Annotated in this window: 13 protein-coding genes; 4 read left to right on the top strand and 9 right to left on the bottom strand. The window is 45.1% G+C overall.

What is annotated here, in order from left to right; translation table 11 throughout:
- Window positions 1-50 precede the first annotated feature (50 nt).
- Both WS42_RS01845 and WS42_RS15230 read right to left on the bottom strand, forming a co-directional pair.
- Complete coding sequence (locus tag WS42_RS01845; protein ID WP_022161384.1) at window positions 51-287, bottom strand: hypothetical protein; 237 nt, start codon at window positions 285-287, stop codon at window positions 51-53.
- Window positions 288-443: 156 nt separating this feature from the next.
- A complete protein-coding gene (locus WS42_RS15230; protein WP_256316417.1) occupies window positions 444-572 on the bottom strand; it encodes a hypothetical protein in 129 nt (42 codons plus the stop codon).
- Between the two features lie 631 nt (window positions 573-1,203).
- On the opposite strand from WS42_RS15230, the gene WS42_RS01835 reads away from it, so the two are divergent.
- Entirely contained in the window at window positions 1,204-1,671 is a 468-nt protein-coding gene (locus tag WS42_RS01835; protein WP_013613656.1) for an NfeD family protein, read from the top strand.
- Window position 1,672: 1 nt separating this feature from the next.
- A complete protein-coding gene (gene floA / locus WS42_RS01830; RefSeq protein ID WP_013613657.1) occupies window positions 1,673-2,674 on the top strand; it encodes a flotillin-like protein FloA in 1,002 nt (333 codons plus the stop codon).
- 75 nt (window positions 2,675-2,749) lie between these two features.
- On the opposite strand, the gene lysA is transcribed toward floA, so the two are convergent.
- The 4 genes from lysA to WS42_RS01810 all read right to left on the bottom strand — a co-directional run bounded on the left by lysA (window position 2,750) and on the right by WS42_RS01810 (window position 7,585).
- On the bottom strand, window positions 2,750-3,895 hold the full coding sequence (gene lysA, locus WS42_RS01825; protein WP_046405569.1) for a diaminopimelate decarboxylase: 1,146 nt from the start codon (window positions 3,893-3,895) through the stop codon (window positions 2,750-2,752).
- A 32-nt stretch (window positions 3,896-3,927) separates the two neighbouring features.
- Window positions 3,928-5,250, bottom strand: coding sequence for an aspartate kinase (locus WS42_RS01820; RefSeq protein WP_046405568.1), 1,323 nt, complete (start codon window positions 5,248-5,250; stop codon window positions 3,928-3,930).
- Between the two features lie 103 nt (window positions 5,251-5,353).
- A complete protein-coding gene (gene prmA, locus WS42_RS01815; protein ID WP_013613660.1) occupies window positions 5,354-6,205 on the bottom strand; it encodes a 50S ribosomal protein L11 methyltransferase in 852 nt (283 codons plus the stop codon).
- Between the two features lie 12 nt (window positions 6,206-6,217).
- A complete protein-coding gene (locus WS42_RS01810; RefSeq protein WP_046405566.1) occupies window positions 6,218-7,585 on the bottom strand; it encodes a methyltransferase RsmF C-terminal domain-like protein in 1,368 nt (455 codons plus the stop codon).
- A gap of 57 nt (window positions 7,586-7,642) precedes the next feature.
- Here WS42_RS01810 and murB point away from each other — a divergent pair, with 57 nt between their 5' ends.
- Both murB and WS42_RS01800 read left to right on the top strand, forming a co-directional pair.
- Window positions 7,643-8,659: a UDP-N-acetylmuramate dehydrogenase gene (gene murB, locus WS42_RS01805; RefSeq protein ID WP_013613662.1), complete on the top strand. Its 1,017-nt coding sequence runs from the start codon at window positions 7,643-7,645 to the stop codon at window positions 8,657-8,659.
- 20 nt (window positions 8,660-8,679) lie between these two features.
- Window positions 8,680-9,441: an acyl-[acyl-carrier-protein] thioesterase gene (locus WS42_RS01800; RefSeq protein ID WP_013613663.1), complete on the top strand. Its 762-nt coding sequence runs from the start codon at window positions 8,680-8,682 to the stop codon at window positions 9,439-9,441.
- A 305-nt stretch (window positions 9,442-9,746) separates the two neighbouring features.
- Here WS42_RS01800 and WS42_RS01795 read toward each other — a convergent pair whose 3' ends face one another.
- The 3 genes from WS42_RS01795 to bamJ (WS42_RS01785) form a co-directional block, all read right to left on the bottom strand.
- Window positions 9,747-10,121 (bottom strand): DUF3127 domain-containing protein, encoded by a 375-nt coding sequence (locus WS42_RS01795; RefSeq protein WP_013613664.1) that lies wholly within the window; start codon window positions 10,119-10,121, stop codon window positions 9,747-9,749.
- Between the two features lie 88 nt (window positions 10,122-10,209).
- Window positions 10,210-10,926 (bottom strand): BamJ family beta-barrel-assembly machinery protein, encoded by a 717-nt coding sequence (bamJ, locus tag WS42_RS01790; protein ID WP_013613665.1) that lies wholly within the window; start codon window positions 10,924-10,926, stop codon window positions 10,210-10,212.
- A 33-nt stretch (window positions 10,927-10,959) separates the two neighbouring features.
- Window positions 10,960-11,562, bottom strand: coding sequence for a BamJ family beta-barrel-assembly machinery protein (gene bamJ / locus WS42_RS01785; protein WP_013613666.1), 603 nt, complete (start codon window positions 11,560-11,562; stop codon window positions 10,960-10,962).
- Window positions 11,563-11,748 lie beyond the last annotated feature (186 nt).

Here is an 11,748-nt window from a genome sequence, read left to right as displayed (position 1 = left end):
GTATCACGTCTGACCTGTCTTTTAAACGAATCTTCGAATTTTCCCATGGTTTATCCTTTGTTTTTTAAACGTTTTAATCTTTCTTTTTCATAGGCAAGTCTTTCTCTTGCTTGTTTCAATTTTTGGCGAAGTTCTTTAAGTGTGGATGCAGAATTAGAACCTCTCTTTACATCTTCAATATTTCGTTTTAAACGTTCAACCTCAAATTTGGCTGCATCTACCATAGATTTTTGCTCTTTAATTGGGTCGTCATCAGCTAACCATTTCAAAAATTTTATAATTCCCATAATTTTGTTGTGTTTGTAAATAGAGTAATTAATATTATTTTCGGATAATCACAGGTGGAGGTAGAGGTTTGAAATCGTTTTGTTGCAGCGCGTTGACGATTGTCTGCATGGACGAGATGTTCGTGTTCATCTGCGCCCACAATTTTTCGAGGGAGGTTAACCGCCCGTCGAGGTCTGCGATTTCTTTGCGTAGTTCACTGTCATCGAAATCATCTTTACATCCCGCGAAAGCAACGCATAGGATTGAGAACCATACTTGAAAAAATGAGTAAATAAATTCCACATACAACTATACTTTTGTAACCCTAATTCCCTGAAGATAAATTATATAAAAAGAAATAGCGTGGGAACTCTCAGTTTATCCATCTTGAGGTATCGCCAAACATCCTTGCAGAAATAAACAATCACCCCACGCTAAACCATATATAGTGTAGATGACTATATGGCAAGCATGAGCGTTTGTACCGTTCATCCTTCTGCATAAAAATTGGCGATTTTCAAGATAAGGATAAAACTAAATGCCTTTCATTAAATTGTCTTCGTCCCGATTACTCTAAACGAATTACAAACATAAAGAATAATTAGCATTTTACAAACACTCACGGAGGTGACCGTATTACAAATTTATAATAAACGTTAGAATAAAAAGAAGGAAACCGTGTATTTTTAATTTTATGCTAATGTGAAATACGGTGATTCTCTTGCTTTTTCAGTTGTCACAAGCGTACGAATTCCCGTTCATCTGCCTGTCATGTATTGTATGATGCGATAGATGATCGAAACATGATCAGTAGTTGATCGATAGGTGTTTCCCGGAAGGGGAAAAATAAGGAAGGAGAAATGTTGAATTTTTCGGTGTGATAATGTGTGTATATTTCCCGAAAAAATATATCTTTAGCAAATTAAAAAATTTATTATGGAATGGTTGATCGTATTGATGCTGATTCTGATCGGGGCAATCCTGGTGGTATTGGAGATTTTGGTTTTACCGGGGATTAATGTCGCCGGAATTCTGGGATTTATCAGTATTATTGCCGGAGTATATTTCGGATACGCGTATTATGGCGGAGTGACGGGCCATCTGATTTTGGCGGGTACGGTTGTCTTCGGCTTCGGGATGACCTGGTATGTCCTTCGGACAAAAACCTGGAAAAGGCTGAGCCTGGATACCCGTCTGGAAGGGACGGTAGAGGGGATTGGGGATTCGGTTAAGGCCGGAGATTGCGGAGAGACGTTGGGACGCTTGGCACCTATGGGAAATGTAAAATTGGGGGATATGGTCGTGGAAGCCGAATCCAGATCGGGCTATATCGATGCCCATCGTCCGGTCGAGGTCGTTAAAGTATTGAGAAATAAAGTAATTGTACAATTAAAAACAGTTTGAAATGGAAAACAGCAGTGTTATTTTGTTGGTGGTCGCCATAGCCGGAGGATTGTTCCTGTTATGGATTATTTTGTATCTGATTCCTGTCGGTTTGTGGTTCCAGGCATTAGTATCGGATGTGAAAATATCTTTATTACAATTGGTGTTGATGCGTTGGAGAAAAGTGCCGCCTACGGTGATTGTCAGTGCAATGATCGAGGGGAAAAAGGCAGGTATCGAATTATACCGGGATTTGCTGGAGGCCCATTATCTGGCCGGAGGCCATGTGGCCCAGGTGGTGCATGCTTTGGTATCTGCTTCGAAAGCCAATATCGATCTGACTTTTCAGATTGCAACTGCTGTGGATCTGGCCGGTAGGGATGTATTCGAAGCAGTACAAATGAGTGTAAATCCGAAAGTGATCAATACACCTCCGGTTACGGCTGTCGCTAAAGACGGTATCCAGTTGATCGCTAAAGCGCGGGTGACTGTCCGGGCCAATATCAAGCGTTTGGTCGGTGGTGCCGGTGAAGAGACGGTGCTGGCCCGGGTAGGAGAAGGGATCGTGTCGTCGATCGGTTCGTCGGAATCCCATAAAGCGGTGATGGAAAATCCGGATTTTATCTCCAAAGTGGTGTTGGATAAAGGTTTGGATTCCGGTACGGCTTTTGAAATCCTTTCCATCGATATTGCCGATATCGATGTGGGTAAAAATATCGGGGCAGGTTTACAAATCGACCAGGCCGAAGCTGATCTGAAAATCGCTCAGGCGAAAGCGGAAGAGAGGAGGGCGATGGCTGTGGCCAGAGAACAGGAAATGAAAGCATTGGCCCAGGAGATGAAAGCGAAGGTGATCGAAGCCGAAGCCAATGTGCCTCTGGCGATGTCGGAAGCCTTCCGTTCCGGTAATTTAGGCGTGATGGATTATTATCGCATGAAAAATATAGAAGCCGATACACAAATGCGGGAATCGATCGCAAAACCGGCTGATGGTTCAAAAAAGAAACCGGATAAGATCGGATGATGAGAAAAACGTAAAATTTCGGTTGAGATCAATCGTTTGGTATAGAGTGACCATTGGAAAACAAAATTCCTTTGGTCACTTTGGGTATTGAAAAACACTACCGGGCAGATCGCGCAGATTATAGCGGGAAGCCATTGCTTCGCCGTAGGCACCGCAGGAATGGATAGCGATGAGATCTCCCCGGCGGGTTTCGTTTAAGACGACGTCTTTCCCGAAACAGTCGGCAGATTCGCATATCGGTCCTACCACGTCGTATTTCTCTTCGGGTCGGTCGGAGCTGATATTTTCTATCTTGTGAAAGGCCTGATAAAGGGCCGGGCGCAACAGATCGTTCATGCCTGCATCGAGGATTACGAATTTTCTGTTTTTCCCTTCTTTGACGTACAATACTTTAGAGATCAGATCTCCGCAGTGTGCGACGATCGAGCGTCCCAATTCGAAATGAATCTGCTGATGAGGTTCCGGTTCGAAAAATCGGGCGAAAGTGGCAAAGTAAGATTGGAAATCGGCAATGGGTTTTTCGTACGGTTCGTTGTAGTCGATCCCTAACCCTCCGCCGAAATTGATATGGGGCAGAAGGAGTCCGCGTTCTTTCATCTGCCGTTGGATCTCATTGGCCCGGATACATAATCCCCGGAAAACGGTCATGTCGGTGATTTGAGAACCGATGTGAAAATGCAGACCGATGAGTTCGATCTGTTTTAATTTCGCTACTTCCGTGATGACATGTTCCAGATCGTACAAATAAATACCGAATTTGTTTTCTTCGATACCTGTGGTGATATAGTGATGGGTATGGGCATCGACATTGGGATTGATGCGAAGGGCGATCCGGGCTTTTTTGCCCAGCCGGGCCGCGATCCCGTCGATCACCTGTATTTCCGGCAGGGACTCACAGTTGAAACAAAAGATATCGTGCTGTAAGGCAAGTTCTATCTCTGCATCGCTTTTGCCGACACCGGCATATACAATGGTATCGGCCGGGAAGCCGCATTCCAGTGCCTGCCGGATTTCATTTCCGCTGACACAGTCCGCTCCCAGTCCCTGCTGGCTGATCAGTCGCAGTAACACCGGATTGGCGTTAGCTTTGACGGCATAATGAACCCGGTAACCGTAAGGGGCTGATCCGGACTTTGCCGCTTGTACTGTTTTTTTCAGTAGCTCTAAATTATAGTAATAGAAGGGCGTCGGTGTTTGAACCGGTATCTGAGATAACTGCATAGTAAAGTGTGTTGTTGCTGAGTGAACTATTTTCAATGCTGAAGATCTTCCAGTTTATGACTGAGGTCTGTCATGGCTTTTTTCTTGTCTTCTTCTTTTACCAGAACCGAGATATTGTGTGCGCTGCCACCGTAAGAGATCATCCGGAGCGGAACTTCTTCGAGGGCTTTCAGAACCTGGGCTCCCAGTCCGGATTTACTGGCTGAAAAATCGCCGACGATACATACGATCGCCATATTGCGGTCGACCTCGATCGTGCCGTATTTTTCCAGATCTTTGAGGATTTCTTCCAGATGTTCCGTACAGTCGATAGTCAGAGAGACTGCCACTTCAGAAGTTGCGATCATATCGATCGGGGTCTTCCAGGCTTCGAATACTTCGAATACTTTCCGGAGGAAACCATAGGCCAGCAGCATATTGGTCGATTTGATCTTAATCGCGGTAATCCCGCTTTTGGCAGCGACGGCTTTCACATTTTTGGCCGGACTGTCTTCGGTGATCAGTGTACCTTCGTCGTCGGGGCATAAGGTGTTTTTCAGGCGTACCGGGATATTTTCTTTTTTCGCCGGTTGTACACTGGACGGGTGAAGGATCTTCGCCCCGAAATAAGCCAATTCGGCAGCTTCGTCGAATGACAGATGCCGGATAGCCTTCGTCCCTTCGACGATACGGGGATCATTGTTATGAAAACCGTCGATGTCCGTCCAGATCTGGATCTCTTCGGCCTTGATGGCTGCCCCTACCAGTGCGGCGGAATAGTCGCTGCCTCCTCTTTTCAGGTTGTCGATTTCGCCGTAAGCATTCCGGCAGATAAAGCCTTGGGTAATGATCAGGGGGTGGGTGTCCGGTTTGGCCAGTTCGCGTTTCAGGTTTTGCCGGATATAAAAATAATCCGGTTCACAGTCTTTATCGATACGCATATATTCCAGGGCTGACAAAAGCGTGTTGCTCACTCCGCATTCTTCCAGGTAATAATGCATCAATGTGGTAGACATGATTTCCCCCTGTGCCAATACAGCCTTTTCCTGAAGAGGATAGAAATCCTTGTTGATAAAAGAACGCAGATAGGTGAAAATGGTTTGAATGAAGGTTTTACCTTTCTGAATATAAGCTTCTGTTTCGAATAATTCTGTGATAACGATATAGTAGTTTACTTCCAGATTCTGAATGATATGGAGAGCAGCCTGTTTTTCATTCCGGTATAAGCAGTTAGAAATTTCAACCAAGGTATTGGTAGTCCCGGACATCGCCGATAAAACCACGATCTGAGGTTCGCCGTTATCGATCAATCCGGCCACTGCACGAATTCTGTCTGCACTTCCGACGGAGGTCCCTCCGAATTTTAAAACTTTCATATTTGTCAATTTTATAAACTCCAGTGTTTTTCTTATTTCCGGCTGCAAAGGTGCTATATTCAAATTGATAAAACAATACTTTGTTAAGAATTAAACAACGTGATTAATTTTTGTAGAAGCTGGCTGCCACCCAATTCTTGTCTTCCCGGTAAGTCATGAAAGTCAGACCTGATTGTGCCGCTCTTTCCTGGATGAGGGGAAGGTCTTGCAGATAAAATCCGCTCATGATCAGGAGGCCTTGGGGGAGGAGTCGGGCGACGTAATGGGGCATGTCTTCGAGAAGGATATTGCGGTTGATATTAGCCAGGATCACATCGAAAGGTGCCTCTGCTTCCAGTAACCGGGCGTCTCCGATTTTGATGGTGATGTTGTTCAGACCATTGGCCCGGATATTTTCCATCGCATTGTTGTAAGCCCATTCATCGATGTCGATGCCGGTGATTTCCCGGGCACCGGTTTTGGCAGCCAGGATAGACAGGATACCTGTTCCGCATCCCATGTCGAGTACCCGTTTGCCTGTAATCCGCTCCTTGTTGTCCAGGATGGTGCGTAGCATGAGGGCGGTGGTGGAATGGTGACCGGTACCGAAACTCATTTTGGGTTCGATCAGGATTTCATATTCGATGCCGGGAACCGGAGCGTGGAATCCGGCCCTGACTAAGATCCGGTCGTCTACCACGATGGGAGTGAAATTTTCTTCCCATACTTTGTTCCAGTCCTGGTCTTCGATTTCCTGTACCGAGGTTTCGATACGATAGTTCCGGGTGAAAAAATCGAATATTTCCAGCCGGGTGATGGCTTGTGCATTATAATCTTTGGCAGGAATGTAGGCCGTGAATCCCTGGTCGGTGTAGGAGAAACCATCGTAACCGATAGTACCCAGTTCGGAAATTAACGCATCTGCAACCGCTTCTTCGTAGGGGGTGATGTCGAAAGTAACTTCAATATAATTCATGGTTTTATTATTTTATTCGATTGTCATTCTGATTCTCCATTCTTTGGGGTAATAGTTGTTAAGCCGGTTGCCCAGGTGTTTGCACCATCCGAGACCCTGTCCGCGATAGGTAACCAATAACCATTCTGCGGTCTTGGGCGGCACCGGAATATCTTCTTTTTTCAGAAAGGTCAGGGCTGTCATCCGGTCGGTATCCAGGAGGGCGCAGTTTGCTTTATTCAGTCCCTGCCAGAGAGCGAGTGAAGGCAGAGGTTTACTTTTCCGGTTGATGATTTCTGCTATTTCACAACCTTGGTAGAGGATGTGCAGATTAGCCTCCAGTAGTTGTATAAATTCGCTGTGTTGCTCCGGGATTACGCCTATGATATTGTCTTTGGCATAGGGGCGGTAATATTCGGGTGTCCGGATATAAGCCCGGATGTCGCCGGGGAGAAGGGGGGGGGTATGTTTCGTATTTTTCCTGACTTTCCCGGCTCTGAATTCTTCGCCTTCGGTTTTTTGTACCACTCCGGTAAAAAATCCTTCTCCCGGAATCCGGTGAGGGTAGAAATGATAACAGTGAGCGGTTGAGTTTCCCGGGACAATTCCTGGAAAAAGAGGTGCGATTTCAATGGAACGGGCTCCGTATTTCCGTATCAATCGTTCCAGGATGGCTTCGTTTTCTCCGGGATTGTAAGTACAGGTGCTATACACCAGGAAACCACTGGGTTTTAGGCAAGGCCAGATGTCTGCCAGAATCCGTTGCTGGCGCTCACTGCAAAGCTGCAGGTTGCTTTCGTTCCATTCCTGAATGGCACCGGGGTCTTTTCTGAACATGCCTTCTCCCGAACAGGGGGCATCTACGACGATGATATCGAAAGCGCCTTTCAGATGGTGAAAGTCTGCCGGATCATTGTTCGTGACGACTACATGGGAAGTTCCCCATTTGATCATATTTTCTTTTAAAATACCGGCCCGGGAACGGATAACTTCGTTAGCTACCAAAAGGCTGCCGGAGGAAAGCCGGGAAGCGATCAGGGTAGATTTGCCACCTGGAGCGGCACACAGATCCAATACTCTTACCGGATGAGCCGGTAGTATTTGTCCGAATATATGATATAAAAACATCGAAGAGGCTTCCTGTACATAGTAAGTCCCGCTATGTAGGCAAGGGTCCAGGGTGAAAACGGGGCGGCTCTTCAAATAATAGGCCGATTCGCACCAGGATACGGGTAAACCGATTTGCTCGTCGGGGAATAACCGGGAGATGGGGACGGGTTTTCCCGGGTTCAGCCGGATACTGACAGGAGGCTCTGTTTGCAGGGCTGCAAAGAAAGCTTCCGACTCTTCCGGTAAAAGTTTTCTCATGCGTTCTTCGAACAGAGCGGGTAAAGTGTTCATGTTTTTCCGTATATTTGCAAATAATTGTGTACAAAGATAAGTGATTTTGGATAAGTTATGATTGAAGTCAAGGAAGATTATAGTTTGAAACCATATAATACGTTTGCTATTGATGTCAAATGCAGGTATTTTGTCGAAAGTGACGAGGAGGAAGCGCTCCGGGCTTTTGTGGCTGATTATGAATGGCAACCGTCGGAAGTGTTGATTTTGGGAGGAGGAAGTAATTTCCTTTTTACGGAAGATTTTACCGGTACTGTTTTTTATCCGGCGATGCAGGGAAAAGAGGTGATAAAGGAAGATGAGGAAGAGGTGTGGGTTAGGATAGGAGCCGGAGTGGAATGGGACGATTTTGTGGCCTGGACAGTGGAACAGGGATGGGGTGGAGTTGAAAATCTTTCTTTTATTCCGGGGCATGTCGGAGCAGCTCCGGTGCAAAATGTCGGAGCCTATGGGATGGAAGCCGGCGAGCGGATCGACCGGGTGGAAGCGATAGCCCTGGATAAAGCTATCCAGGTGGAAATTGCAGGAAAAGATTGCCGTTTCGCTTATCGGGATAGTATTTTTAAACGGGAGTGGAAAAATCGGTATATCATTACCCGGGTGGTATTCCGGTTGTCCAAAAAACCGGAGTTTCGGCTGGATTATGGTGCCTTGCGGAGCGAACTTGAAAAGATGGGGGGAGAAGTGAATTTGACGAATATCCGGCAGGCGGTGATTCGGATTCGCCGTTCTAAATTGCCGGACGTGGCGGAGATTCCCAATGCGGGGAGTTTTTTTAAAAATCCCGTGGTCAGTCGGGAACAGGCGGACCGGCTTTTGGCGGAATATCCCGGAATGCCTGTCTATGAGGTCGACGATGCTTGTTGCAAGTTGGCTGCCGGCTGGATGATCGAACAATGTGGTTGGAAAGGACGTACATGGGGGAAGGCCGGGGTACATGACAAACAGGCTTTGGTATTGGTGAATCGGGGGGGAGCCAGTGGTATCGAGATTACCCGCCTGGCGAATGAAATCCGGAAAAGTGTATTCATGAAATTCGGGATCTGGATAGAACCTGAAGTCTATGTGATTTGAATGAAGTTAAAAACAAAGCTATGGTGACGAAGTATGCAGAGAAAGTAAAAATTTACAACCACTATACCAATTACAAAGGCAGGTTGTTTGTGAAAACTTTGTGTGATTTGTTCAACGATGCGGCCGAGGTACAGACCGAACTATATAAGGTGGATGTGGATACCTTGAATGCACAAGGGTTTACCTGGATGTTGCATCGTCTGCATATCCTGCTCCATAAGATGCCTTTAAAGGAAGAAATCGTGACTATCGAGACCTGGCCTTCGGGGATCGACCGTTTGTTTGCCTTGCGTGACTACCGGATGTTCCGGGAAGACGGGGAGGAATTGGTGCGGGCAACTTCCGAATGGATGTATATCGATATGAAACGGAGAAGACCTTTGCGTTTGCCGGAGAATGTCATTGCCATGAGTACGGAGCATAACATCCCTAAGTTGGTGTTGGCCCCTTTGCTGGATGAGAAGGAATTTGGCGGAGAGAGACAGGGAATACGCCATTTTACAGCGACTTTCGATAACATTGATTTTAACGGGCACGTGACTCAGGCTTCGTATGTCCGCTGGATTACCAATTCGCTGCCTTTCGGGTTTCTAAAAGAGCATGTGTTGACAGAAATTGAAGTGATTTATGCCCATGAGATTATGCCGGATAGTCAGATTCATTCCGCTTATCGCATGGAAGAACGGGGTGAAAATGAAGTGGTGGTTTGGCATGAAGTGAAAGACGAAACCGAGCACTTGACGCATTGTCAGGCCAAAACGGTATGGATGAAGCAGGGATAGAGTTGCTGAGTTGTAGAGTTGCTGAGTTGTAGAGTTGCTGAGTTGTAGAGTTGCTGAGTTGTAGAGTTGCTGAGTTTGTTTGTAAGTTATTGATTTTCAATGTATTCTGATGTAAAAATCAATTTTATCATTTTTAGTTTCAATAGATTACTTTCCGTTTATTTAAAAATTTTGATTTCTCTTTCTCGTTTTTTTTTTTAACAGATTATAAAACAGAAAAAATTCAATAACGATTATAGCCTTCCTCTTAGCAACTCTCTAACCCATTAACTTATTAACTCTCTAACTCAGTAACTCTCTAACTCTTAAAAAGGCAAATCGTCGGCTTCAGGCATCGGGGGGATATCTTCTACACGATATTCCGGTACGGGAATATTTGCCGGATTCTGGGGGGCTACTTTTTCAATCCGCCAGCCTTCGAGATTGGTAAAATAAGATACTTGTCCTTTATTTTCCCATTTTCTGCCCCGGATATTGAAATATACTTTAATATTTTCGTTTAAATCGATATTTTCGAGCAGGTCACACCGATCTTGTATCAATTGTACTTTTACGAAGTCATTCCATTGTGAGTTTTTTTCGTTCTCTACTTCGATGACAAATTCCCTTTTTTGGAACCGGTCACTGATGTGTTGGGTTTCTTCTTTGAAAATCAGTTTCCCGACTATTTCGTAATTCATGTATGTGGAGTTTTTTTGATTTAGCTAATTAAAAAGTGAAACCCGGGGGTATTACCTCGGGTTCACATTGAAGTTCCCTATAGGGAGATTATTTTTGATCAGCTTCTTTAGCGTCCGGTGTAACGATGTCTAACAGTTCGACTTCGAAAATCAGGGTTTCGTTCGGTCCGATGGAGCCGTTTCCTCTTGGGCCGTAAGCCTGATCCGACGGGATAAAGATTTCCCATTTCGATCCGACAGGCATTTGTTGTAAAGCAGTCGTCCATCCCGGGATTACCCGATTCAAAGGAAATTCTACCGGTTCGCCTCTTTTGATAGAAGAATCGAATTCAGTTCCGTCGATCAAGGTGCCTCTGTAATGTACTTTGACCATATCGGTAGCTGCCGGTTTTGCACCTTCTCCTTTTTTGATGATCTTGTATTGGATACCGTTAGCTAAAGTATCTACGCCAGATTTCTTTGCATTTTCTTCCAGGAATTTCTTTCCTTTTTCTGCATTTTCCGTTGCTTTTTTCATAGCCACTTCCTGCATGAATCCGTTCAGGAACATTTGGATTTCGCGTGGGTCTTTTCCCACTTCTTTTTTGGCTATAGCTGAATTCAAACCGGCGATCAAAGCTTCGCGGTTAACCTCGGAGAAACCCATTTGTTGCAGGCCTGAGCCGTACATGTAACCGATATAAAAACTGGCTGAGTCGGCCGTTGTTTTCAAAGAAGCAGAAGTTTGTGTCATGGAACCGCTGTTGTTACAGCTGATAGCCATTGCACCTACTGCCAGAGTAAGTAGTAAATTTTTAGCTTTCATGTTTTGAATTTTATTGAATTAAATTTTAATGTTTTAGATAATAGCCAACAGTTCGACATCGAAAATCAGGGTTTGGTTCGGTCCGATCGACTGACCTGCGCCGTGTGTGCCATAAGCCAGTTCGGAAGGAATATAAAGTTGCCATTTCGATCCTACAGGCATCAATTGCAGGGCTTCTACCCAACCGGCGATCACTCCGCTTACCGGGAATTCTGCCGGTTCGTTTCTGCGGATAGATGAATCGAAAACAGTACCATTGATCAGACGACCTTCATAATGACACTTTACCGTATCCGAAGCTTTGGGTTTTGGGCCATTGCCAGCAGTCAGGATTTTATATTGTAATCCGCTCGGAAGTGCAACTACGCCTTCTTTTTTCTTGTTTTCTGCCAGGAACTTTTCGCCTTCAGCTTTTGCCTCTTTTCCTTTTGCTTGCTGGAGTTTGTCGAAATAATCCTGTAAGATATTATTGGCTTCATCCGGCATGATTTCCGGCATCTTACCACTGAATACGACATTCAGACCGTCGATAAATGCTTCTGCATTGATCGTGGTTACTCCGGAAGAAATCAAATTGCTGGCAATGCTAAGTCCTAAGCTGTAGCTGACTTTGTCAAGTTCGTCTGTGTATTTCATTCTTTATCTATTAATTATTAATCGCGCAAAGATACACTAAAATGGTAAAAAGTAAAAAGTTAAGACTAAAAAGTGTTTGAATAAACACTTGTCTGTTTTACGTAAACTCTTTCTCCTCTGTTTCCCTTTTCCCCTCGATTCTTTTATTTCCCCCCCTTTTTTCCCTTTTCCCTTATACTTTTTCCC

This window comes from Odoribacter sp. N54.MGS-14 (assembly GCF_000980295.1).
Lineage (GTDB): Bacteria > Bacteroidota > Bacteroidia > Bacteroidales > Marinifilaceae > Odoribacter > Odoribacter splanchnicus.
The sequence above is the reverse complement of the archived record's forward strand: the minus strand, read 5'-3'. Positions and strand labels throughout refer to the sequence as shown.